This is a genomic window from Brevibacillus sp. MER 51 (genome assembly GCF_023714195.1).
Lineage (GTDB): Bacteria > Bacillota > Bacilli > Brevibacillales > Brevibacillaceae > Brevibacillus.
Genome location: NZ_JAMAUS010000002.1, coordinates 262770 through 285538 on the forward strand (window position 1 = coordinate 262770; position 22769 = coordinate 285538).

Annotated in this window: 27 protein-coding genes and 1 other annotated feature; of the genes, 2 read left to right on the plus strand and 25 right to left on the minus strand. The window is 47.7% G+C overall.

Translation table 11 applies throughout. The annotated features are described in order from the left end of the window. Positions 1–27 precede the first annotated feature (27 nt). On the minus strand, positions 28–471 hold the full coding sequence (locus tag M3630_RS05650) for an ACT domain-containing protein (RefSeq protein WP_012685570.1): 444 nt from the start codon (positions 469–471) through the stop codon (positions 28–30). Between the two features lie 185 nt (positions 472–656). On the opposite strand from M3630_RS05650, the gene M3630_RS05655 reads away from it, so the two are divergent. Next, positions 657–809 (plus strand): hypothetical protein, encoded by a 153-nt coding sequence (locus M3630_RS05655; protein WP_164724500.1) that lies wholly within the window; start codon positions 657–659, stop codon positions 807–809. Between the two features lie 50 nt (positions 810–859). On the opposite strand, the gene M3630_RS05660 is transcribed toward M3630_RS05655, so the two are convergent. The 9 genes from M3630_RS05660 to M3630_RS05700 all read right to left on the minus strand — a co-directional run bounded on the left by M3630_RS05660 (position 860) and on the right by M3630_RS05700 (position 8176). Then, positions 860–2038: an NAD(P)/FAD-dependent oxidoreductase gene (locus M3630_RS05660; RefSeq protein WP_221869300.1), complete on the minus strand. Its 1179-nt coding sequence runs from the start codon at positions 2036–2038 to the stop codon at positions 860–862. Positions 2039–2080: 42 nt separating this feature from the next. Further along, the gene (locus M3630_RS05665; protein ID WP_047072800.1) at positions 2081–2536 is read right to left on the minus strand and encodes a helical membrane plugin domain-containing protein; all 456 of its coding nucleotides are present in this window, start codon (positions 2534–2536) and stop codon (positions 2081–2083) included. Positions 2537–2826: 290 nt separating this feature from the next. Continuing rightward, positions 2827–3492 carry a PilZ domain-containing protein gene (locus M3630_RS05670; protein WP_251251507.1) on the minus strand — a complete coding sequence of 222 codons (666 nt, stop codon included), beginning with the start codon at positions 3490–3492 and terminating at the stop codon, positions 2827–2829. Positions 3493–3500: 8 nt separating this feature from the next. Beyond that, positions 3501–4778, minus strand: a complete 1278-nt coding sequence (gene obgE, locus M3630_RS05675; RefSeq protein ID WP_173608469.1) for a GTPase ObgE — start codon at positions 4776–4778, stop codon at positions 3501–3503. A 13-nt stretch (positions 4779–4791) separates the two neighbouring features. Beyond that, positions 4792–5376, minus strand: coding sequence for a Spo0B C-terminal domain-containing protein (locus M3630_RS05680; protein ID WP_251251508.1), 585 nt, complete (start codon positions 5374–5376; stop codon positions 4792–4794). A gap of 201 nt (positions 5377–5577) precedes the next feature. Then, a complete protein-coding gene (rpmA, locus tag M3630_RS05685; RefSeq protein WP_005832382.1) occupies positions 5578–5871 on the minus strand; it encodes a 50S ribosomal protein L27 in 294 nt (97 codons plus the stop codon). A gap of 7 nt (positions 5872–5878) precedes the next feature. Beyond that, complete coding sequence (locus M3630_RS05690; RefSeq protein WP_173608471.1) at positions 5879–6229, minus strand: ribosomal-processing cysteine protease Prp; 351 nt, start codon at positions 6227–6229, stop codon at positions 5879–5881. 13 nt (positions 6230–6242) lie between these two features. Then, positions 6243–6554, minus strand: a complete 312-nt coding sequence (rplU, locus tag M3630_RS05695) for a 50S ribosomal protein L21 (RefSeq protein WP_047072807.1) — start codon at positions 6552–6554, stop codon at positions 6243–6245. A 10-nt stretch (positions 6555–6564) separates the two neighbouring features. Then, positions 6565–6643 (minus strand) — a sequence feature (ribosomal protein L21 leader region). Between the two features lie 57 nt (positions 6644–6700). Continuing rightward, positions 6701–8176, minus strand: a complete 1476-nt coding sequence (locus M3630_RS05700) for an Rne/Rng family ribonuclease (RefSeq protein WP_251251509.1) — start codon at positions 8174–8176, stop codon at positions 6701–6703. Positions 8177–8283: 107 nt separating this feature from the next. On the opposite strand from M3630_RS05700, the gene aac(6')-35 reads away from it, so the two are divergent. Then, positions 8284–8823, plus strand: coding sequence for an aminoglycoside 6'-N-acetyltransferase AAC(6')-35 (aac(6')-35, locus tag M3630_RS05705; RefSeq protein ID WP_251251510.1), 540 nt, complete (start codon positions 8284–8286; stop codon positions 8821–8823). Positions 8824–8833: 10 nt separating this feature from the next. Here the strand turns inward: aac(6')-35 and M3630_RS05710 are convergent, their stop codons facing one another. The 15 genes from M3630_RS05710 to M3630_RS05780 all read right to left on the minus strand — a co-directional run bounded on the left by M3630_RS05710 (position 8834) and on the right by M3630_RS05780 (position 22740). Then, on the minus strand, positions 8834–9670 hold the full coding sequence (locus M3630_RS05710; RefSeq protein ID WP_251251511.1) for a M50 family metallopeptidase: 837 nt from the start codon (positions 9668–9670) through the stop codon (positions 8834–8836). After that, positions 9663–10448: a M23 family metallopeptidase gene (locus M3630_RS05715; protein WP_251251512.1), complete on the minus strand. Its 786-nt coding sequence runs from the start codon at positions 10446–10448 to the stop codon at positions 9663–9665. Before M3630_RS05715 ends, M3630_RS05710 begins: the two co-directional genes overlap by 8 nt. Positions 10449–10607: 159 nt before the next feature. Further along, positions 10608–10808 (minus strand): cold-shock protein, encoded by a 201-nt coding sequence (locus M3630_RS05720; protein ID WP_005832370.1) that lies wholly within the window; start codon positions 10806–10808, stop codon positions 10608–10610. 308 nt (positions 10809–11116) lie between these two features. Beyond that, positions 11117–12247: a rod shape-determining protein RodA gene (rodA, locus tag M3630_RS05725; protein ID WP_173608476.1), complete on the minus strand. Its 1131-nt coding sequence runs from the start codon at positions 12245–12247 to the stop codon at positions 11117–11119. Positions 12248–12304: 57 nt separating this feature from the next. Continuing rightward, positions 12305–13099 (minus strand): septum site-determining protein MinD, encoded by a 795-nt coding sequence (minD, locus tag M3630_RS05730; protein WP_048032107.1) that lies wholly within the window; start codon positions 13097–13099, stop codon positions 12305–12307. A gap of 20 nt (positions 13100–13119) precedes the next feature. Then, on the minus strand, positions 13120–13797 hold the full coding sequence (minC, locus tag M3630_RS05735; RefSeq protein ID WP_026042972.1) for a septum site-determining protein MinC: 678 nt from the start codon (positions 13795–13797) through the stop codon (positions 13120–13122). A 151-nt stretch (positions 13798–13948) separates the two neighbouring features. Then, on the minus strand, positions 13949–16381 hold the full coding sequence (locus tag M3630_RS05740) for a peptidoglycan D,D-transpeptidase FtsI family protein (RefSeq protein WP_221869295.1): 2433 nt from the start codon (positions 16379–16381) through the stop codon (positions 13949–13951). A gap of 21 nt (positions 16382–16402) precedes the next feature. Next, the gene (mreD, locus tag M3630_RS05745) at positions 16403–16927 is read right to left on the minus strand and encodes a rod shape-determining protein MreD (protein ID WP_251251513.1); all 525 of its coding nucleotides are present in this window, start codon (positions 16925–16927) and stop codon (positions 16403–16405) included. Beyond that, on the minus strand, positions 16927–17886 hold the full coding sequence (gene mreC / locus M3630_RS05750; protein ID WP_173608479.1) for a rod shape-determining protein MreC: 960 nt from the start codon (positions 17884–17886) through the stop codon (positions 16927–16929). The genes mreD and mreC overlap by 1 nt, the downstream gene beginning before the upstream one ends. Before the next feature lie 14 nt (positions 17887–17900). Then, the gene (locus tag M3630_RS05755; protein WP_173608480.1) at positions 17901–18944 is read right to left on the minus strand and encodes a rod shape-determining protein; all 1044 of its coding nucleotides are present in this window, start codon (positions 18942–18944) and stop codon (positions 17901–17903) included. A 156-nt stretch (positions 18945–19100) separates the two neighbouring features. Further along, positions 19101–19799 (minus strand): RadC family protein, encoded by a 699-nt coding sequence (gene radC / locus M3630_RS05760; protein ID WP_047072826.1) that lies wholly within the window; start codon positions 19797–19799, stop codon positions 19101–19103. Positions 19800–19900: 101 nt separating this feature from the next. After that, positions 19901–20488, minus strand: coding sequence for a Maf family protein (locus M3630_RS05765; RefSeq protein ID WP_173608481.1), 588 nt, complete (start codon positions 20486–20488; stop codon positions 19901–19903). 8 nt (positions 20489–20496) lie between these two features. Further along, on the minus strand, positions 20497–20736 hold the full coding sequence (locus M3630_RS05770; RefSeq protein ID WP_007726664.1) for a DUF4321 domain-containing protein: 240 nt from the start codon (positions 20734–20736) through the stop codon (positions 20497–20499). Between the two features lie 159 nt (positions 20737–20895). After that, positions 20896–22188: a hypothetical protein gene (locus M3630_RS05775; RefSeq protein ID WP_251251514.1), complete on the minus strand. Its 1293-nt coding sequence runs from the start codon at positions 22186–22188 to the stop codon at positions 20896–20898. Between the two features lie 117 nt (positions 22189–22305). After that, on the minus strand, positions 22306–22740 hold the full coding sequence (locus M3630_RS05780) for a prepilin peptidase (RefSeq protein ID WP_251251515.1): 435 nt from the start codon (positions 22738–22740) through the stop codon (positions 22306–22308). Positions 22741–22769: the final 29 nt, after the last annotated feature.

Consider the following 22769-nt stretch of genomic DNA (forward strand, 5'->3'; position numbering starts at 1 on the left):
CCTGCCTTTTCTTTGATTGTTTTTTACTTAGCCTCTACCGACGATCATCGCTTTGCGAACGCCCGGGATCAGCTGCAAGCCATCCAAAAACTCCGTGCTAGATACGCGAAGATTAGCCATATCGACTGACATGGATATGGTAGCAATCCCTTGAAGTGGAATCGTCTGATTGATGGTCAAAACGTTTCCACCTTGATCTGCTACATATGTGAGCACTTTGGACAAGTAACCTGACATGTGATCCAAAGAGAAAGTAAACGTCATAATTTTTTCGCTCATCATCGCATTGAACGGAAAAATGCCATCTTTGTACTTATAAAAAGCACTTCGGCTCAATCCTACCCGTTCAACCGCTTCATTCACGGTATCCACTTCGCCAGATTCCAGCATCTTCTTGGCTTCAATCGTTTTGGCAATCGATTCTGGCAGGATGTCAGATCGAATCAAGTAGAATTTTTCTTCCTTTTTCATGCGTTGTGTCCTCCTGAGAAAAACAGTTGTTTCTTCATAGAGGACATTATAACGGAAAGCATCTCATGTGACAATCCTTATCCGTCACTTTTTTTCATCGGATCATATTTGGTTTACTTTGATTACATGAGGGGAGGCTTCTTCGCGCACAATAATGCGTATCGTATGGAGGAGGTGAAAGGCAAATGGCCGGACGTGGAAAGTCAGATAAATCGGAGCGTCGTAACAATCACCCAGCAGGTAAGCCAAGCAGTCTCGATCAGTTTGGCAATGACATGCGGGGCAAAAAGATGGCCCAATCCCCAAACGTGATTGAAGATCCCAGCGGAAACGGATAAACAAACACAAAAAACCCGGGACATTTTAATCCCGGGTTTTCCTGATTCGATTAGTATGCCAAAGAGGACAGACCGTTGATATGAGTCAAGTAACGAACGTTACTCGCTTCTTTCATCAAGGTTGCTGGCAAGCCTTTGAGCTTCAGTTGGCTTGCACCGATTGTTCCGATTGCGTCTTTACGGCCCAGGCTACCCAGTGTACCGGAGAATACCGGTTTGAAGGTATCCATTTTGGTGCCGTTGAAGTGCGCGAAGAGATTGTGACCTACTACTTCACCCATTTGCCATGCCAGTTGGGCAGTCGGAGGGAATGGACGACCTTCTGGCCCCATTACAACCGCGCTGTCACCTGCAAGGAATACATCAGGGTGAGAAGTGGATTGCAGGAATTCTGTTACAGTTGCACGCCCGCGGTTTACTTCCACGCCGCACTCAGCTACTACGCGATTGCCTTGTACGCCACCAGTCCATACCATTGTTTTGGTTTCAATGGTACCGCCATCTTTCAGGCAAACTGTGGTTTCCTTCATTTCCGTTACAGGTACGCCTGTCAGGAATTGAACGCCACGTTTTTCCAGGCTCGTTTTCGCACGCTCAACCAGGTCAGGAGCAAAACCAGCCAAAATGGATGGACCTGCCTCTACGCAGTAGATGGACACGTCTGCAAAGTCTACTCCATGTTTGTGGCACAGATTTGGCAACATATCAGCGAATTCCCCAACAAGCTCGATACCTGTCAGACCGCCACCGCCTACAACGAAGGTAACATCTGCTTTATTTTTGCTCGTCTTATATTCAATCACGCGCTCTTCGAGGTGCGCACGCAGACGATTTGCTTCTTCTACAGACTTCAGTGTAAAGCTGTACTCTTGCAGGCCCGGGATTCCGAAGAATGCGGTTTCACTACCCAGCGCAATAACTAAAGCATCGTATTTGATGGACTCGCCGCTCGCCAGTGTTACGCGTTGGGAATCGAGACCAATATTTTCTACCGTGTCTACTACGAGGTTAATCTCTTTGCCACGCAGCAATCTTTCCAGAGGGAGCGCTACGTTTTGTTCAGACAGGTTTCCTACTGCCAAGCGGTGCAGTTCCGTAATGATTTGGTGAGTAGGAAAACGGTTTACCACCGTGATCGACGCTTCTTCAGCCGTCATGTATTTACGTGCAGTCAATGCGCTGAGCAAACCGCCATAACCGCCGCCTAGAATCAGAATATGCTTCGCCATGCCCAATCCTCCGTCCTTGTCTTCCATTCCATAATAAAAAAACTAGCGTTTTTGTTGTTGACGTTCTGCTGTTACTTCCAAGAATGCTTGTGCGAAACGCAATGTTTTTTGTACTTGCGGATCTTTGAGCATTTTGAGAATACCGAACAAACCGATCGTAGACTCTTCTACGTGAACACGGTCATTGGCTTCAATGGCTGCTTGGGCAATACCCTTTGCTTTATCAGAGATCGGTTTTACGAACTCTTCCATTCCGCCTTTGATGTCGTCGATCAAAACATGATCATTTGCTACCGTTTGTACCAAATCATACGTTTTGGTCAAAAGAGTTGTCAGTTCCGCCAATTTAGGCAGATTCGCCACCAATACGTTCAGTGACTCTTGGATTTCTGGTTTCATCAGCTGATCGAGTACATCTTGTTGCTGCGCTGGCGCCAGAGTAGCAGTGCTTGCTACTTCTGCAGCAGCTTGAGCTTGTTGCGTAGTTGTTTGAGACATAAAAAAAACGTCCTCCTTTGCTTTGGAATAGAGGCCTTTCATTCTCGATGCCTGTTCAAACGAGTAACGGCCGCTATTCTCCCTGAAAATCCGGTTAAAAATTATTTGTAACATTTTTCACAAAGTAAAGCAAACAACGGATTCGAATAATCAAAAGTGAATGATTTCACAAGTATTTATTCAGGAAAGCGTACACAACAAATCATAAAGTGAACAGGCTCGATTTAGAACTCTATGTACACTACTATATACCTTCTTCACAGGAACATCAAAGGAAAAAAACCGCTTCCTTAGGAAGAAGCGGTAGTTGAGAGCATTTTATAGTAATCTTTGATGATTTCATGGTGCTTCTCATTGATATCCGTAAAGATTAATTCAATGATTGATTGCTTGTCCTGGAACGTTTTTTCCACGATTTTCGCCATCATGACGATCTCCTGCGCTTGCTTCGGTATCTTGAAAGACAAATGGAGAAAATCGCCCTTTGACACATAACCGTCCGTTCCCAAAACAAGACGGGTTGGAGAGAATTTCAGCAACACTGCCTCGCCTTTTTCTTCGATCGGTCTAGCTCCCATCACCTTGTAAGGGACAGAAATACCGAGATCTGGGGAGATGGGATCCTGCTTGCGCTTTTGTGTAATTTCTACCCCTACACTAATCGGAATCATCCCTAAAAGCTTGATCGGCCAAAGCGTTTGCTCCGAAACTACTTCCAAATCAATAGTGTTCACTGCCGCATCCGTCTCCCAACGAATTCGCACAGTTGATCCGAGAAGCTCTGCTTTTGTTTCAGGCTTCATCTCATACGAAACGACGAGATAACTGCCCTTTGCATGTTCAACCAAAACTTGGACAGGTGTCTTCACCTGCTTGGAGATGATTAGCGGTAGCGTCGCACCGCGTTGGAGTCGTTTATCCCCCAAAAATGGGTTCAGTGATGGGATATCAATCATGGTTTTTGTCACTCCACAAAGTCAAACTCTAATTTGCCGATCCGAACGGTATCCCCGTCTTTTGCTCCCAGCTTGCGCAGAGCATCATCTACACCCATACTGCGCATTTGTCTTGCAAAACGCTGGGCTGCATCATAGCTGTTCAAATTCGTCATGCGTACGAGTTTCTCGATCTTTTCACCGCTGACGACAAACACATCATTATCACGCGTAATCTCGAATGCCTCTGGTTCTTTTTCTGCTCGGAAGACCACGCGCTCTTCCACTTCCGCAACTTCCTCTACAGCAGGCTTGTCCGGAATCGTCGCCAAGGTATCCCCGATCGCATACATCAGTTCTTGTACGCCTTGACGGGTTGCAGCAGAGATTTCGTACACCTTCACATCTGGAGCTTTTTCCTTGAAAATACGCAGGTTTTCCTCTGCTTCTGGCAATTCCATTTTGTTCGCGACTACAATTTGCGGACGATCTTCGAGCTTGAGGTTATACATCGTCAGCTCTCGGTTGATCTGCAAATAATCCTCGTATGGATCGCGTCCATCAACCGCTGCCATGTCAATCACGTGGACGATCAAGCGTGTACGCTCTACGTGACGCAGGAATTGATGACCAAGGCCTACACCTTCATGCGCGCCTTCAATCAATCCTGGCAAGTCAGCCATGACGAAGCTCTGCTCCCCCAAATCCACTACACCCAGGTTCGGTGTCAGCGTCGTAAAGTGGTACGCCGCAATTTTTGGCTTCGCAGCTGTTACACTGGACAGCAGCGTGGATTTTCCTACACTCGGATAACCAACCAAGCCCACATCTGCAATCAGTTTGAGCTCCATGACAATGTAACGCTCTTGACCTGGCTCACCGTTCTCCGAGATGTGTGGAGCTGGATTCGAAGAGTTGGCAAAACGAATATTGCCTCGTCCACCACGTCCGCCTTTTGCGATCACAGCACGTTGTCCTTGCTCCACGAGATCGGCAATTACTTCTTTGGTATCATCATCAATGACAGTTGTTCCCGGTGGCACGCGCACGACCATATCTTCCGCGCCTGCTCCGTGCTGAGATTTGTTTCGGCCATGCTCTCCGCGAGGTGCTTTGAAATGTCGTTGATAGCGGAAATCTACCAGTGTACGCAGACCTTCATCCACGACAAATACGACATCTCCACCTTGACCACCATCTCCACCCGCTGGACCACCCAGCGGTACGTACTTCTCCCGGCGAAAGGAGACGGCTCCATTACCACCGTCCCCGCCTTTTACATATACTTTTACCTGATCGACAAACATGGTGTCACCTCTTTCATTCCGCGAATGGAACCACCAATTTCAGGACCCATTCTTCTTCCGTATGTATCCACTCGGTGACCTCCACCGTACTCTGTTCGCTTTTACGTATCAGCTTTTCCAATTCTTCCATTCCCGATGCACGAAGTACACCGGCCAGGTCAAAACGAAAATGAACGCCATGCTCATCCATCTGCAAGCTCACTTGCATGCTGGCTGCTTCGTATCCACTCTGGTCTACATGATCGTTCACTGTGCATAATATCTCTGACACCAACTGAAACAAGTCTTGCTCGTTCAAAACTACTCGCGTGAGATCCACATGATTGCACACGTCTACTTCTAAAAGCAATTCATTGTTCAGTGCGTTAAATGTCAAGAAGAAGACGGACAACAAGGAGCTATTCAATCGGGCCACCATCGATTCCTGCATCGCCATCTGTGCGATGCGCTTCAAATGGGCCTCTCCTTGTTCAGTACGGTTCAAATGCAAATAGCCGAGCAGAACCTGAACATGGTTCAACCAGTCATGCCGCTGCCTGTTCAGAACGGTCAGCAGTTGGTCTGTCTGATGCGTAAACAGCCTCCGCTCGTCCCCCATCACATTCACCCAAGTCGATAAGAATATCTTTCCCATCTATTGTACCATAAAAAAACCTCTTTCGAGGCAAAATCATAGAAGAGCGACCGCGTTTTACTGGAAGTTTTTATGCGCTCCGGAATTTTTAAATTCCTGCTCGTTAAAAAAGAGCCGGACAAAAAGAAAACCCAGCTATATCGCTGGGTTTTTCTTAACAAATATTTACGCTTCGGAAGCAACTGGCTCGATCACAACTTGTTTGCGATCACGGCCCAGACGCTTGAAACGAACAACACCATCTGCAGTTGCAAACAGAGTGTCGTCTCCGCCTTTCATTACGTTCGCACCTGGGTAAATCTTAGTTCCGCGTTGACGAACGAGAATGTTACCAGCAGTAACGAATTGCCCGTCGCCACGTTTCACGCCCAGACGTTTGGAAATGGAATCGCGACCGTTCTTTGTGGAACCTACCCCTTTTTTCGATGCGAAAAACTGAAGGTCCAAGTTAAACAGCATGTTCATATCAGACACCTCCCTGCCATTTACGATCATTTACTTTTACGTATTTACCGTAATTCGCCTCAACTGACAAAAGAGCAATTACCATGCTCTCTGCCAAAAGCTGTTGTTTCTCGCGTGCAGTCTCATCCTCTGAAGAAGAAAGACTCCACTTCAAGAACCCACCGCCTTCTTGTGCGACAGCGACATCAGGAGTGATGCCGGTCAAAGGTTGGATGGCGTTTAATATACCAAAGCTGATGCCTGATACAGCAGAACAAACGATGTCTGCCCCATAGGCACCCGCATTGGCATGTCCGGAAATACTAATTTCATGGATACCGTGCTGCGCACGGCTCACGATCACTTCAATCATAACAAGTCACCAATTAAGCGTTGATCTTCTCGATCACAACTTTGGTGAATGGTTGACGGTGACCTTGCTTGCGACGGTAGTTTTTCTTGGCTTTGTATTTGTACACGATAATTTTTGCAGCTTTACCGTGTTTTTCTACTTTACCAGTTACCGTTGCACCAGCTACTGTAGGAGCTCCTGCAGTAACTTTGCCGTCTTTGCTTACGAAGAGAACTTTGTCAAAAGTAACAACGTCTCCTTCGTTGCCAGCCAATTTCTCGATGAAGAGAACTGCTCCCTCTTCAACTTTGTATTGCTTTCCACCGGTTTCGATAATTGCGTACACTGTGTGCACCTCCTATACTCAGACTCGCCTTTACAGGTGCGTCGACAAGCGACGGCTTATGTACCTGATTCGTGCGGTTACAGTATGCACGAGGCATATCTGCATGACAACCATTAGGTTATCATAGCTACAATAGCCCAGTCAAGTTATTTCGATTGTAATCGCTGTGCCTCTGCCCGATTTCCGACGTATCCAATTTGAAAATTGTCTGGACTCATAGAAGGGACCAGCCGCTTATAGATCTGGACAGGCCATGTAATTGCTTCTGCTTTTTCCCACTCGTCTATCATATCCAACACTCTTGGTGGCATGTCCACGAGAACAGCCTCTGCATCTTGGCTCTTTGCCAAAGCGGTGACTTCGGCGTACAAGCGCCGGAACAGCTCGTCTACTCGCCAAACTCTCCCTCGACCCTTGCATGCCTCACATGGCTCCGTCAACCGCTCCATCAGGCTCGCACGAACTCTTTTTCGCGTCATCTCGACTAATCCGAGCGACGTCATCCCGAGAACAGTCGAAGGCACAGGGTCCTTCGCCAGCTCTTGTTTCAATCGCGAGATCACTCGTTCCTTATTGCCCTGCTCTTTCATGTCAATGAAATCAATGATCACGATGCCACCGATGTCTCGCAGCCGCAGCTGCCGGGCAATTTCAGCTACCGCCTCCAGATTGGTCGCCGTCACTGCCTGCTCCCGCTGTTGCCCTCCCCCACCAGTGAATGAACCGGTATTTACATCGATGACCGTCATCGCTTCTGTCCTATCAATGACCAAGGACCCTCCACTGTTAAGCGGGACTTGTCGATCACGAGCACGAATCAACTCTGCCTCGACTCCCAAGAAGTCAAAGAGCGGCTGTTTGCCCTGATACCAGCGAAGCTTCTCTTGTACTTCCGGAGCAAAAGCTGCCAACGCCGCTTTTACCTCCTGATGAGTCGCCGCACCTTCTACCAACACCTCATCCATTCCGTTCGCCAAGCCATCTCGGAGCGCTACCTCAATCAACTCGGCATCCTGAAAAATCCGCCCGGTCGAGCGCAGTCCCTCCGCTGTTCGCAGCATATCCTTCCAGCGTTTTCGTAAATAAGTCAATTCACTAATGAGTGTCTGCTCTTCTGCTTCCGCTGCTTCCGTGCGCAGAATGCAGCCTTCCCCTTGCTCTACTGTCGAAGAGATAACCTGTTGCAGTCGTTTTCGTTTGGTATCATCGGATATTTTACGCGAAAGTGAAATGCTTTCTTCAGTCGGAAGGTACACCAGGTAACGCCCCTGCAAGCTGATCCGCATCGTGATTTTTGGCGCCTTCATTTCCATCGCCTCTTTACTCACTTGAACCAATACCTTTTGCCCTACGTGAACACGTTCCGCAATACTTGGTTTCGCTGTTCCACCCGGCTCCACACCGACCGTGTCATCTACGTACAAATAAGCATTTTGACCTGTACCAATATCAACAAAAGCAGATTGGATACCAGGCTTCACATCTGCGATCCGTCCTTGATAAATGTCACCAACGCTTGCGTGTGTCCCCACATCCTGTGTACGCCATTCCTGCAATTTCCCGTTTTCCATAAATGCGATGCGGATGCTGCCACCTTGTGCACTGATTGCTACTTGCTTCACTGCCTTCACTCCTTATTCCCCGTGCAAACGTTGCCCAAAAGAAGGATAACCGGGCTCATAGGAAGTAATCTAACATAGCTACCAAGTCAAGGTAAAGGAGATAAACCATGATTCATACTGGTGATCTTAAAATAAGAACATTATCCCCCAACGATTCCGTTCATTTAGTCAAATGGCTTTCTGACGAGCGCGTTTTGGCCTATTATGAAGGTCGCGATCGGCCACATGACGAGTCCCTCGTACTGCAAAGCTTTTTTCCGGGGGACGATGGTGAGACCCGCTGCCTGATCATATACGCGGATAAACCAATTGGCTATGTGCAATTTTATCCGCTCGATGCCCCGGCAAAACAACAGTATGGGTATGCAAAAGAGGACGTTGTCTACGGCATGGACCAGTTCATCGGAGAGCCTATTTACTGGAATCGCGGTATTGGCACTCAGCTCGTTAAAGCCATCCTCCACTATCTCCACACGGAAAAACGAGTTCAAAAAGTAGCCATTGACCCGCAAGCATGGAATGAACGAGCCCTCCGTTGCTACGAAAAATGTGGCTTTCGAAAAGTAAAAGAGCTTCCTCTGCACGAATGGCACGAAGGAAGCATGCGTGATTGCTGGCTGATGGAATGGATCGCTCCTGCTGATTAAGGACTAAAGTCTAAAGGAGCTTGCCCACTGCAGCGTCGTGCTTTTGCTCAAACAAAAGGGCATACAAGAGCTGTTCCTCTGCCAAGAGACCCGCCCCTTGTACGTAGAAAAGATGAGAGCATCCTCGCCGAAGCTTGTGCGAGACAGCCAGTACCGTTTCCTCGGGATGCACGCGTATCGCTTGAACAGCAGCTTCATTTTGCTGCCGGTCGTATTTTTCCACCAGGAAGCGAAAAAATTGATAAGGAAACCGCAAAAACGCCTGAATGTTCAACGTCAATAAATAAATCCCGATTACTGCTAAGTTGTACTTCAACTCCAGGCTGGACATCCCCACCATGATCCCCGCAAACAGCGTACTTCCGGACATCGATATCATCGTCGCCTGCCTATACGACATAAACCAGCATAGAACGGCCAACAAGATTCTCCCGCCATCCAATGGCCAGATTGGCAACAGGTTAAACATCGCAATCGTCAAATTGCTTACCAAGAAAAAGCGGGCCCACTCTTCCGTCCAAATCCCCATAAACCAAAACAAGTACGAGGCAGCCATCATCACCATATTTAAGAAGGGCCCTGCGAGCGCCACCACAATCTCATCCATTGGGTCCGTAGCATACGAGTCTTCCATCGTCGCTACTCCACCAAAAGGCAGAAGCTGCACTTCTTTTACGGTCCATCCGAGCTCACGCGCCATCGCTACATGACCCAATTCATGGATCAGCACGATGACAAACAAGGTAATGACCTCCAAAAAATGGCCTGTCACCACGGACAAGCCAATCACTGCCCAAAATAGCAGGTGAATGCGAAACCGAATGTCGAGCCAGCCTCCCCTATTCAAACGGAATCACTTCCAGGGGATTTACAAATTGCTCATTCACTTTCGCCCCTACATACAGATGACGTGATGTCTGATCCATAACCCGAGCGGTTCCGATGACTTTACCAGGTGCAAGGACCTCGTCCTTCGTCACCCCTATACTATCGAGATTGCCCAGCCATATCTCCCGCCCTTTGGTTAGACGAACAATCACTGTCGTCCCATAATCAGGCTTTTCACCGACAAAAGCAACCCAACCAGCTTCTCCGATCGTGATTTGATCGTTCATACCCGTATGCAGGATCACATTCGCACTCTCTGGATCATAGGATTTTACGACTTTCCAGCTATTCGGGAACTTCCATACCGCACTTGCATCCTTCGTCGTGCTCGTGGCTGGCACGGCAGGGGGATTGGTAGGTATCGAAGGAAGCATCGTAGGAATCGGTCCAAATCTCGCTTCATACCAGTCCGCTACGCCTGAAAAATTAAAGTCCCGTGTCATGACTTCCTTCGCGGAGCTTTTCCATGAGGCAGGGATCAGCGTTGTTTGAAACAATACATAAGCAGCACCAATCAATAAGACAGATGCTAAAATTTGCACGCCCCACTTTTCATGGGACGGTGGTTGGTCCATCAGATCGTTCTCGCGCGGCGAATAATTGAATGGGTTTGGCGTTTCTTCGATTGGATCTTTCCAATCATCGACGTACGGAGTATAGCTGTCTCGCGACTGTGTTCGGATTCGCTCCAAACGCTCCCTCCGTCGTTCTTTTACACGATCTGCTCTTTCAAACATGTCCATCCCTCCGCAGGCCAAGCCTTTAGTATCATCCTATGACTTGTCTACCTGCTTTATGACGAGCGTTGTCCTTCTCCAACGCCCCGGCGTATCGGCTGGAAATACGCAAAAAAGACAGTCTCCCCAATGAGAGACTGCCTTTGAATCTGTCAATTTTTACAGTTTAGTTACGCTAGCAGCTTGTGGTCCACGGCTACCTTGAACGATTTCGAACTCAACCTTTTGACCTTCGTCAAGAGATTTGAAACCTTCTGACTGGATTGCGCTGTAGTGTACGAATACGTCGTCGCCACCCTCAACTTGGATGAAGCCGTATCCTTTTTCTGCGTTAAACCATTTTACGATACCTTGTTGCATGAAACAAAACCTCCCTGAACATTACGCCCCACGAGGCGAAAGAGTGTAGCGTTAACCTCTTTTTTACAGATAAGCCTTTTGCGTCAAGGAAAAAAAGTCATACGAATTGCGATTGACAATTGGTGACGTCACTCACAATACGTACGACTCCATACCAATCAATCAAACACTATAACTTGTAAAAATGGTTAACTTAGGATGATTTTAGCATAAGTATTTGCATTTGTCACGCATTTCATGAGTGTTCAAAAAGTCTTCTATTCAACACCGAGAAAGTGGCGAGAACCGAAGACTTTTTGAACAACTATTTAATCAAAACGCAACTTGTCCTTACGCATCCCAATGTTGAGGACCACACCAATAATCAGGAAGTTGGTTACAAGCGAGCTCCCTCCGTAGCTAATGAACGGTAGCGGAATACCCGTAATCGGCATCAACTGAATTGTCATCCCGATATTCTCAAAGATCTGGAAGGTAAGCATCCCTACGACACCCGCGACAACGTAGGAGCCGAACGGATCTTTTGCCTCCATCGCGATACGGATCATTCGGTAAATCAATACGAAAAACAAAATCATCAGCAAGCCCGCTCCGACAAAGCCCAGCTTTTCTGCAATGACGGTAAAGATAAAATCACTTTCTCCTACCGGCACCCATCCAAAGCTCGCTTGTGTGGGCGTATCAATCCCTTTTCCGAACAGTTGCCCTGAGCCGATAGCAATCAAGGCTTGCTTGAGCTGGAACCCTCGTCCCATCGGTTCAAGATCCGGGTTCATCCAAAAGACGATCCGATCCCACTGATACGGCTTGATAATCTTGAAAAAGATATCCTGCTTGTATTGATACAACAGTGTCATAGCGGCAAAAAAACTGCCGACCAGCCCGCCCATATACAATACATGCTTCATCCGTATACCACCAACGATTAGCATAGTGGCAAGCATACCCGTATAAACCATCGCTGTACCCAAATCGGGCTGAATTAAAATCAAAAGCAGTGGTACACCAACCAAAGCCATTACCGGAATCAGCTTATAAAAATAGTAAAACCGATCCTGATCGTTTGCCCTCTTGGACAAGAAGCGGGCCACCGTTATGATCGTGAACAGCTTCATTGGTTCAGAAGGCTGAAACAGCACAGGGCCAAGGTCATACCAGCTCGTCGTATTGTTAATGGGCTTTGTTTGAAATACCCCGATCAACAGAATCAGACCGAGTGCATATAAGACATAGGCCGTGTTGTGGAATAGACGATAGTCAAATAGCAATGTCACACCTAACACAATAAAGCCGATCACATACCAAATGACCTGCTGATGCGCCTTATCTACACCTGCCGCAGAGCCGGAAATCCCCAAATAGCTGAAGACACCCAGACCTGCCATAATCAAAATGATGGTCCAGTCAATGGTTTTTAAATGACGTTTTTCCAGGTCCATCCGTTTCCTCCTAGAAAACGTGACTCCCCTCTATAAAAGAAGGGAGCCATGTATTACCTATTTTAGTCCAAAGAATTTACGCATTTTGTGGAACACGCCCGCTTTTTCTTCCAATGGTTGCAATGGAACAGCTTCACCCAAAAGTCGACGAGCGACGTTCCGATACGCGATAGAAGCACGTGATTCATGATTCATTACAGCCGGCTCACCTTGGTTCGCGGATTTAATGATATGATCATCATCCGGCACTACACCAATTAAGTCAATGGCTAACAAATCCAAAATGTCTTCTACATCCAGCATGTCGCCATTTTTTACCATATGGGAGCGAACGCGGTTGATCACCAGCTTAGGCATTCCGATTTTTTCTCGCTCTAACAGGCCAATAATCCTATCCGCATCGCGCACGGCCGCTTTTTCAGGTGTAGTCACGACGATTGCTTGATCAGCCCCTGCCACCGCATTGCGGAAGCCTTGCTCAATACCCGCAGGGCAATCGATGATGACATAATCATATTCCCGCTTCAGTTGCGTAATGATTTCCTCCATCTGCTCAGGAGTTACTGCTGATTTGTCCTTGGTCTGAGCAGCCGGGAGCAATGCCAGATTGTCAAACCGCTTGTCTTTGATCAGAGCTTGCGGCAATCGGCATGCGCCTTCTGCAACATCTACCAGATCATAAATAATTCGGTTCTCAAGTCCCATGACTACATCCAGATTGCGCAAGCCAATATCGGTATCTACCATGCAAACTTTTTGTCCCAACAATGCGAGCGCCGTTCCTAAATTGGCGGAAGTGGTCGTCTTACCCACGCCGCCTTTACCGGAAGTTACGACAATTCCTATCCCCACGTCCGTTCCTCCTCTTTCCCTCAACCCTCACGCTTTTTCTCACCCAAATCAGGGCGAATTCGCGACAAGTAGTTCATTTTCGCTACCAGCATGATCTCATTTTCCAGATAGGCAAATTCTGTGCCCCCGGAATTATTCGTCCATTCCTCACCCGGCTTGCTAATCACATCTGCAATCCGCAATTGAGTAGGACTCATGACTGCAGCCGCAATAATTACCTGTGAGTCACCGGAAATACCTGCGTGTGCGTACCCTCTGAGATGTCCCAGCACGTAGATGCTTCCTGTACTGCGAACCGTCCCACCGGGATTGACATCTCCCAATAAGAGCAAATCACCGTCAAACTCCAGAACTTGCCCAGAGCGTACCGTATTTACCTGTATGGAAAAATGGGTTTTTAGGCGTTCAGCCATAGCTTCTTCCCGCGTGATCAAATCGGATTCGATTGTATGGATCACCAGGTTGCCCTTTGTCCGAATAATTTGAGTCAACTGCTCTTGTTGCTCGGGTGAGCAGTATCGTTTTCCCAATTTTATAGATACCCGAATGAGTGGCCCCGACAAAATCTGTTGGTGGCTATGCTCTATTTTTTCACGCATATCGGCCAGCAGTTCGTCGAAGGAACAGGTATCATCCATAAAGAAGACGAGACCCTCTTTAGTCCCTTTGATCGTGACCTTGCTTTTCACAGTCGTCACCGGTTTCACCTCGACCGATACCATTCGCCATGCAGAAAGATTTTTCCTGCTCTGCGTGAAAAAATTGCCGAATCGGGTCAGTTGGTGGCGTTTTACAAGAGCTTGACTCGATTATTCTCTTGGGCTTGATTGCCCTGGACAACCATTGCGGTTACTTCGAGGACGATGGATTTGGCTTCGGAACCCCACCAGTTAGGACACCTGGATTCAGTTCATTGTAAGCTTCGAGCAATCGACGCGAGATCGGACCAGTAGCATCAGAACTGGATGTACCATCTCTCAAACTGTTCGGCGCAACGACGACGAATACCAGTTGAGGATTTTCATAAGGCGCAAAGCCGACAACCAGTGCATTTTCCGCTGGCTGCGACGTTTGTGCCGTACCAGACTTGGCTGCAACCGTGAACGGCAACCCATTGAATCGTTGAACGGTACCACCTGGTTGAGTAACCAACCGCATCCCTTCTCTTACCACCTGTATATACTTTGGATCGATATCAACCCGGTTGAGCACTTCTGGTTCAATGACGGAGAGCGTCTGTCCTGGTTTCTTCGGATCGGTGGTTCCTTTGCGAATTTCTTTTACAAGATGGGGGCGTACCCGATATCCTCCATTGGCAATGGTCGATACGTATTGGCCCAGCTGCATCGGCGTGAACAAATCATATTGACCAATCATCACGTCCGCCAAGTTCCCGAAGTACATGTTCTGGTTTTCCCAACCGGTATGTTCATTCGGTAGATCCACACCTGTTTTCACACCAAGTCCAAACTGGGCATTGTAGTAATCATAGACAGAGAACTGCTTCTCCCAGCCATCTTTCCCTTTTCTTGCTAAGCGAAGCGCCATTTCGTACATATACGTATTGTTCGACACCTGCAAGGCACGACGAGCATTAACAGCTCCATGACCACCCGCCTTCCAGTTGCGTTTATACGTGTTTCCGACATACAATCCGCCTCGGTCATAGATGACTTCGTTCGGTGTAGTCAGCCCCTCCTGAAGCGCAATCATGACAGACAGTGGCTTGTAGGTAGAAGCAGGAGGATACGGCGTATAAATGAATCTGTTTGATTCGTTCGGCAAAATAAGCGAGGCGTAATTCTCGTTGAATTTCTTACGGTCGTAATACAGATTCAAATTGTAATCTGGATAACTCGCCATCGCCAATATTTCGCCCGTATTCGGATTCATCACCAATACATGTGCGTCTTTAAATGCTTTTGGAGTAGACGGGCGCTTCTTGAATGCTTCAACCTCTTCTTTCAAGATGGCCTCTACCTTGCTTTGATAACGCCAGTCCATTGCCAAAACAAGATCGTTTCCTGGCTCAGGGGATTGGCGCATCTTTTTCTCTACGGTCTCCGAATTTTTGTTCACGTGCACTTCCATGATCCCGTTTTTGCCACGCAAATAACGTTCATAGGAGCTCTCCAGTCCGGTTACACCGACACGATCAATAGCGTTGTAGCCTTGAGCCTGATATTCTTTCAAGCTCTCAGGGCGAATCGCGTTGATATAACCGAGAAAGTGAGTACCAAATGCTGAACCATCCGGATCTTCGAAAATTTGGCGAACAGGCTCCAACTCCACACTAATTCCTGGTAGTTCAGTACGCCGTTCTTCGATTTGGAACATTTCCTGCTCCGTGATGTTTACCTTGACACGTCTCGGAATGTAGCTGGCCATCTGCGGTGAACGCATCTCTTGTAGTAAAGAGAGCTTGTGCCACTGAAATTGGCGTTGCTGCTCTGTCAGCGGAAGTTTGATATCCATGTCGAACAACGAGGCATAGCGCAGCAAATCCATGTCAGACTTATCTGCCAAGCCCACGGGAGTTGGCAAAACTCCGATCTGATCCTTCACTTTTTTGGCGAGGTCATTGCGATCTTCCTTGTCCAATTTCAGAGTGAGGGTCATATTGGCGTTTATCGCCATTTTTAACAGCTCGAAGTCAGTAGTGTTCGCTTCCGTAATCGCGGGTGTACCCGGTTTGGCGGCATTCAGCTTCTTAATAAGGTCTGCTCTCTCCTTGTCATCAAAAGGAGAACGAACGCGCATCCCGAGATACACAGCAGTTTTTACCAGCTCAAAGTCCGACATCTGATCAACGGACTCTGCTTTCGGAACGGCTTTTAACTTCGCCGCAACCTTTGCCTTGAGATCGTTTGTTTCTTGCGCATTGAAAGCAACAGGCAAAGTTGATCTCAATTCAATCGTCTTCTTTAACAGTTCCTTATCCGTACCAATTTTACCACCATCGGGAATGAGGATTTTTGCCAGACGATCTGCGACTTTCTCTTCATCAATGTCCTGGCCTTGTTCTTCAACGTATTGAACGGTGTACACCGGCTTATTCGAAACAAGTACCTCGCCATTTTTATCCAAGATACGCCCACGAGGAGCAGAAATCGGCAGTTCACGAATACTGAACTTTTCCAATTCATGCTTGTACTGTTCACCTTCCACCAGCTGCACGAAGGCTAGTCTCAAAATAATGGCGGCGAAGAACAAAAATACAATCACAAACAATATATTGAGCCGAATAGGTATGTCTGATTTCGGTTCTTTGACTTCTTCCACGAACTCTCCTCTCCTTCGCCCTTACTGCATGTGCATTTCCTTTTTCGCCAGAATCTTGTTGCAGACATTCTTGATCGGAAAGTATACCAGTAAGCCAAAAGCGAGATTAAACAGCACACTAGGCAAAATTTGATGCGTCAAAATCCATTGAACATCAAAGGGGGCAGCGGAAAACAAGCGGAACAAGGAATACAAAAGCCACTCATGTCCGAACAAAATCAGGAAGCTGGTTATGAAAACCATCCCGAATCCTCTCTGGAACAAAAGAACGATCATCCCTGCAAAGTAGCTGGCCACCATCATGGACATGGTATAGATTCCAATTAGTTGCCCAAACAGGACATCTTGTAAAAATCCGAAGGCAATCCCGTAATACAAGCCCTCGCGCCTACCGAGATACATCGAAATAAAGATGCAGCAGACAAGTGCAAACCGGGGTACTGTCATCCAAGACAGACCCCATGCATCAGGTGAAAATACTTGCATCACAGTTCCTTCCAAAACAAACATAACCACGACGCCCAACGTCAATAAAAACCGAGCCATTACTGACCACCCCCGCTAGCAGGTGGAGCCGGAGGCACAGTTGTCTGCGTTTGTGTCTGGCCGGCTGGCTGTTGCGGGATCAATTCACCATTGGGAGCGATTGTGAAGTCTCGTTCCACAACCATGACTTCATTCAATTGTGAAAAATCAGCGCTTGGCTGGATGTAGGCGGTTTGAGTCAAGCCATAATCATCTGGTTCAACGCGAACAATATAGCCAATCGGCAAATTGCGAGGAACAACTCCTCCCAAACCGGATGAAATAACTTGCTGATCTTTTTTAATGGCCTGCCCCCAAGGGATTTTGCGCATGACGAGCAATCTCTTTTGCGCGTCGTACTCTTCAATAACACCACTAATTTGATGGTACACAGGCTTGCCATCGACCACCTGCTGCGTCAGAATATCCGCAGAAATATGGTCACGTCGCTCGTAGCTCGTCAACAATTCCACTGTAGCTGAAAAATTGGCTACACTCTGTACGCGGCCGATCATTCCTTTGGCTGTAATAACCGCCATATCCTTTTTGATGCCATGTTTCAGCCCTTTGTCGATCGTGATGACGTTGTTCCAAGTATCCGGGTTTCTCGCCACGACTTCCGCATAGCGGAGGCGGTAAGACTTGAGTGAATCTTTTGCCTGCAGCATTTCTCGAAGGCGATCATTCTCAGCCTTGAGCGTGTGCAGTTCAGCACTTAGACTGGCGTATTGATCCAGCCCTGCCTTAAGCGCCTTGTTTTCTTCATATACGCCGTACGCTTCCTCAATTTCCTGAAAAAAGCCAGAAACAGCCTGGGCAGGGCGATAGAAAAAGCCCTGCACCACGCTGAAGGTATCTTTGAAGAACATTTCTGGCCAGGTCAGGCTAACCCGTTCACGAGAAGTGAAGCCCACGACGGAGATAAGCAGGACCAAGCCTACAAGTACAATGATAAGCCGCTTATTCCCGAAAAACGACATGCCCTACCCTCCGTTTATTTACCCCGTTTTAGTCGGGAAGAGGTGATGCCTTGCTTGGATTTGAACAGGTGAATGTTCTCCAATGCACGACCTGTTCCAATCGCTACGCAATCCAGTGCGTTTTCCGCGACATGCACGGGCATACCCGTTTCCTTACTTAACAGGCGATCCATGTTGCGCAAGAGCGCACCGCCGCCTGTGAGTACAATTCCACGATCCATGATGTCCGCCGCGAGCTCAGGCGGGCTTTTTTCGAGTGTTACCTTCACCGCTTCTACGATAGCCGAAATGGTTTCTGCCAATGCTTCCGCGATCTCTGTGCTGCTTACCGAGAGTGTTTTTGGCAATCCGGTTACAAGGTCACGACCGCGAATGTCAACGTTTTCGACCTCATCAGGAGCAATCGCAGAGCCAATCTCCAACTTCAATGTTTCTGCTGTCCGTTCCCCGATCATCAAGTTGTAACGGCGCTTGATGTACTGAATAATCGCCTCGTCCATCTCATCCCCGGCCACACGAATGGAGCGGGATGTAACAATCCCCCCGAGAGAAATGATAGCGACTTCTGTCGTACCACCACCAATGTCAACGACCATACTTCCAGTCGGCTCCCACACTGGCAGGTCTGCACCGATCGCGGCTGCAAACGGCTCTTCAATCGTATATGCTTCCTTCGCCCCAGCCTGCTTCGTAGCATCTTCGACCGCGCGTTTTTCCACCGCAGTAATTCCCGAAGGTACACAGACCATTACGTTTGGACGACGTGTAAACAGCCCTTGATTTTTTTGTGCTTGATTAATGAAATAGCGCATCATTGTCGCAGTTGTATCAAAGTCAGCGATAACCCCGTCTTTCATTGGGCGAACCGCTACGATATTACCTGGCGTACGACCGATCATGCTTTTCGCTGCATTCCCTACTGCTTCAATGGAATTGTTATTAGTGCGAATCGCTACAACAGAAGGTTCACGCACCACAATTCCTTTACCCTTCACAAAAACAAGTGTATTGGCAGTGCCGAGGTCAATCCCCAAGTCACGTGTAAATCCACCAAACATAAAAAAACTCCTTCCAAATATTAATCCAAATGACAAGCATAAGAGAACCTCTTTCGAGGCCTCTCCAAGGTAGAGCGACCGCGCTTTTGTGGAAGGTTTTCATGCGCACAAGAAATCATAGAAGGATCGATGATAAATCTTGCGCGTAAAAACATGTTACAAGTACCCTTGCTCTTTGAGACTAACGTACTTGCCTTCCCCGATAATAACATGATCCAACAATGAAATCCCCACCAGTTCACCAGCGTCACGCAATGTATGCGTAATCGCGATGTCTTCCCTGCTAGGTGTCGGATCACCGCTCGGATGGTTATGTAGGCATATCACCGATGCGCTGCTACGACGGATCGCTTCTTTAAAGACTTCTCTCGGGTGTACGATGGAAGCGTCCAGACTGCCTACGAAAATCGTCTGCTTGCCAATCACGTGGTTCTTGGTATTCAGAAAGAGACAGACAAAATGTTCCTGTGTCAAATGAGCAAGCTCAGGCGACATCAAATCAGCTACGTCCCGTGGTAAACGGATAGAAGCCCTATACTCTCGAGGCACTCCCATCAATCTACGCCCAAGCTCAAACGCAGCATGCAATTCAATCGCTTTGACTGGACCAATTCCTTTTAGCTCTGTTAACTCAGCATGAGAGGCTTGGGCTAAACCACGCAGGTCTCCAAACCTGGCTAACAAGCGCTGAGCCAGCTGATGAGCCGTCTCTTGTTCCCTGCCTGTCCGCAGTAAAATGGCAAGAAGTTCAGTATCAGACAGATGGACCGCTCCTTCGCGAAGCAGTCGTTCACGTGGACGGTCATAGTAAGGGACGTTTTTCAACAGCGTTTTGTTACAGGTATTTGTTGCCATTTTATATCCGCCTCCAGCCATATTCACATTAACGAAAACGGCTGACATGGAGAGGTTCATGAGGCGTATGGCCGTCGCCGCTTGCTTCAAGCATGACAACTTTACAATATAGGCATCCCAAAACGTGTTAAAAGTGTAGACGTCAGGCCTAACGGAAGACCAACGACAGTGAAGTAGTCTCCGGTTATTCCTTCCACGAGCGTGGCTCCAATACCCTGAATGGCATATGAGCCCGCTTTATCCATCGGCTCACCTGTCGCAATGTACGACTTGATTTCTTGCTCTGTTAAAGCTCGAATTCTTACGTGTGTTAGACTATGTGAGACTTCCGCACGGCCTGTCTCCACATCTATCAAGGCGACTCCACTATAAACGGTGTGCTCTTGCCCCTGGAGCATGGACAACATACGATATGCGTCCATTTCATCAACAGGCTTGCCCAGTATTTGGTCATCAAGAACGACTACCGTATCAGATCCTAAAACGACGCCTTCCGTTAAGCGAGAAGCCACTTCTTTGGCCTTGCGTAAAGACAATTCTTCTACTACTTCGCTCGCAGATAAATGCTCTGCTGTCGTCTCATCTACATCACTGGTGATGACGGTAAATGATAAGCCTAAAGTTTGCAGAAGCTCTCTTCGACGCGGCGAAGATGAAGCCAGAATGAGAGGAACATTTTTTTTCGTCATTTTTCAACCTACTTTATTCGTCGATGTATCCAAAATGCGAGGGCTAAGCCTCCGATACTGGCTAGATTTAGTTTTACCTGAAAGTTCAGTTCGTACTTCAAAATTTCTAAATCTGCCGCAGGCGACCAAGTAATCTCTTTGCTCTTGGTCAAAAAAGGTAGCCAGGGACTTAAAATCTCCCCGATAATGCTGCCAAACAAAAGTCCACTCACCAACAGAAACACGAGAGTAAGCGTTTCTTTCCCCATTTTCCCAACTCCCTTTTTATAAGGGATTCTCTTTTTGCCAAACATAAGTTTAGCAAATGGGGAGAAGCGAAACAATCCCTGATTGCTCCTGGTAGTTACTGTATAGAAAGAAAAGGCCTCCTGCAAGAAAACCTTGCGGAAGACCATATAAACATATATTTATCTCGATGTGCGTGCATTTTGAATCCAGCTCGCATAGCTTTCGAAAAAGGCAAGAACACCTGCCTGCACTTGCCACGCATAGGATTCGGCGCTTTCCACCTTTTTGCCAGCGCTCGCTTCTGCCATTTTGTCCCTAGCTGCCAGCGCTTGATTCACCCCATTTACCATCCCATCTAGCAGTGGCTTCCAGGCTTCCTTGGCTTCCATTTTACGGCTTTCCTCCAGAAATTGGCGGTGAATTTCTTTTAATTCTGCCGTTTCTTTTGCCGTTGGCGAAAGCTGCCCCGTCGTAATAATCAACCCTGATTGTGCCGAAAGCGTTTGGACGAGTTTAAGTCCGTGGGTGAAAAAGGCATTCACGTTAGGATCACCAGGTGCGTTCGCGGCTTTTCCGACAGGGACAGACCCTTCAAAAGCGGGAAAGGTAAATTCTTTGACGTAAATATCCATGCCTTTGTTTTTCAAGCTGGCAGCAAAGCCTAGCACAGCATCTCTTGTGGGAGCAGCGGCTGCAAACATGTACTGCTTGCTCGCGTCCTTATACAGCAGATGAGGAATACCAGCCTTCTCCAGTGGTTCTACAGCTGTTTGCGGCGATGCATCCGGTTGAAATACACCCGCTTGTGCAACGTACATGTTTACGGCTGGAAGTTGTAGAGCTACTGCTGTTTGACCCGCTGCGTTACCTTTCATCGACGCACCTTGCGTTTGCTGACTTTCATCTGGCAAGGCGGGACCTGCCACACCATTTTTCCCAACCGTTTGTTCAGTGCCTGCACCCGGCGCGGTCAGTGTCTGAACCGTTTCACTCAGAACATTTCCGTACGACTCGGAAAACTCCTTTTGGGAAAAGACCGTCAAAACAAGAAATCCGAACAAGAGGCCGATTGCTACAGCCCCACCTGTTGTTAAAGTCGTACGCCAAAAGGGTCCCTTTGGCCATAGCGCTGCAAGCCGACTCATCGGACTACTTCTGTATGCCTTCTCTTCGGTATCCTCGAAGGAATAATCGATTTCGTGTGAGTCGTTTGTCGTCTGATCGAATTCAACATTCGGCTTCGTTTCTTTGGCTGCAGCTCCTCGTAGCTGCATCATGCGTTCCCATGCTTCGTTGCCCTTCTCCTTAAACGGGTCAGTAAATGGTAAGGGAGGAGCTTGAAAACGAACGCGTGGCGTATCATCCTTTGGGGTACGCTTCCTACTTTCTTCCTTTGGGATGTCATCCCGCTTTTCATCCCAAAACCTGCCGTTCATTTTGACCGTCACACGATTTTTATTTTGTCCGCTCATACGCTTGCCCTCCTAGTCACAGGCTCTTTGTACTAGCATACGTTTTGCTCGGACGGGTTATGACTTCTATCTAGTGATTCTATCGAATTTGTTTCTACTACTATTCCCCATGCCAATTCAAGAGGTTTCGCTCATAACCAAAAGGACAGCTAGCCCAACCGTCACAAAAGGCGCAAACGGCACCTCGCATTTGATACTTCCTTTTCGTATCAGCAACAAAACGAGAGAGACGAGCAAGGCTGCCAAGCTCGCAACCGTAAGAACAAGAACAAAATCACGAACCCCAATTCCATAGCAGACGAGAGCGAACAGCTTCACATCCCCCATCCCAAGTGCAAGCGGCCTGTACCAGCTGATGCATCCAAACACGAGTAAACAGAGAATCGCAAAGAGTCCAGCCTTCAGCCATTCCATCGGCGAAAAGAGGACAAAATCTGAAAATGAAACCAATACAAACCCTGCAACTAACGCGCGATTAGGTATTCGTCTATAATGAAAATCTACCCACGAAAGGTAAAGGCAGAGCACGAATAATATCACAGCGTTAGTCATTTTTTCTTCCCCCAGTCGAAAACAGTCCT

Coding starts and splice junctions, on each gene's coding strand:
- M3630_RS05650 (WP_012685570.1), bottom strand. CDS start 471: ATGAAAAAGGAAGAAAAATTCTACTTGATTCGATCTGACATCCTGCCA.
- M3630_RS05655 (WP_164724500.1), top strand. CDS start 657: ATGGCCGGACGTGGAAAGTCAGATAAATCGGAGCGTCGTAACAATCAC.
- M3630_RS05660 (WP_221869300.1), bottom strand. CDS start 2,038: ATGGCGAAGCATATTCTGATTCTAGGCGGCGGTTATGGCGGTTTGCTC.
- M3630_RS05665 (WP_047072800.1), bottom strand. CDS start 2,536: ATGTCTCAAACAACTACGCAACAAGCTCAAGCTGCTGCAGAAGTAGCA.
- M3630_RS05670 (WP_251251507.1), bottom strand. CDS start 3,492: ATGATTGATATCCCATCACTGAACCCATTTTTGGGGGATAAACGACTC.
- obgE (WP_173608469.1), bottom strand. CDS start 4,778: ATGTTTGTCGATCAGGTAAAAGTATATGTAAAAGGCGGGGACGGTGGT.
- M3630_RS05680 (WP_251251508.1), bottom strand. CDS start 5,376: ATGGGGGACGAGCGGAGGCTGTTTACGCATCAGACAGACCAACTGCTG.
- rpmA (WP_005832382.1), bottom strand. CDS start 5,871: ATGCTGTTTAACTTGGACCTTCAGTTTTTCGCATCGAAAAAAGGGGTA.
- M3630_RS05690 (WP_173608471.1), bottom strand. CDS start 6,229: ATGATTGAAGTGATCGTGAGCCGTGCGCAGCACGGTATCCATGAAATT.
- M3630_RS05715 (WP_251251512.1), bottom strand. CDS start 10,448: ATGTTTGAAAGAGCAGATCGTGTAAAAGAACGACGGAGGGAGCGTTTG.
- M3630_RS05720 (WP_005832370.1), bottom strand. CDS start 10,808: ATGCAACAAGGTATCGTAAAATGGTTTAACGCAGAAAAAGGATACGGC.
- rodA (WP_173608476.1), bottom strand. CDS start 12,247: ATGGACCTGGAAAAACGTCATTTAAAAACCATTGACTGGACCATCATT.
- mreD (WP_251251513.1), bottom strand. CDS start 16,927: ATGGCTCGGTTTTTATTGACGTTGGGCGTCGTGGTTATGTTTGTTTTG.
- mreC (WP_173608479.1), bottom strand. CDS start 17,886: ATGTCGTTTTTCGGGAATAAGCGGCTTATCATTGTACTTGTAGGCTTG.
- M3630_RS05755 (WP_173608480.1), bottom strand. CDS start 18,944: ATGTTTGGTGGATTTACACGTGACTTGGGGATTGACCTCGGCACTGCC.
- radC (WP_047072826.1), bottom strand. CDS start 19,799: ATGGCAACAAATACCTGTAACAAAACGCTGTTGAAAAACGTCCCTTAC.
- M3630_RS05765 (WP_173608481.1), bottom strand. CDS start 20,488: ATGACGAAAAAAAATGTTCCTCTCATTCTGGCTTCATCTTCGCCGCGT.
- M3630_RS05770 (WP_007726664.1), bottom strand. CDS start 20,736: ATGGGGAAAGAAACGCTTACTCTCGTGTTTCTGTTGGTGAGTGGACTT.
- M3630_RS05775 (WP_251251514.1), bottom strand. CDS start 22,188: ATGAGCGGACAAAATAAAAATCGTGTGACGGTCAAAATGAACGGCAGG.
- M3630_RS05780 (WP_251251515.1), bottom strand. CDS start 22,740: ATGACTAACGCTGTGATATTATTCGTGCTCTGCCTTTACCTTTCGTGG.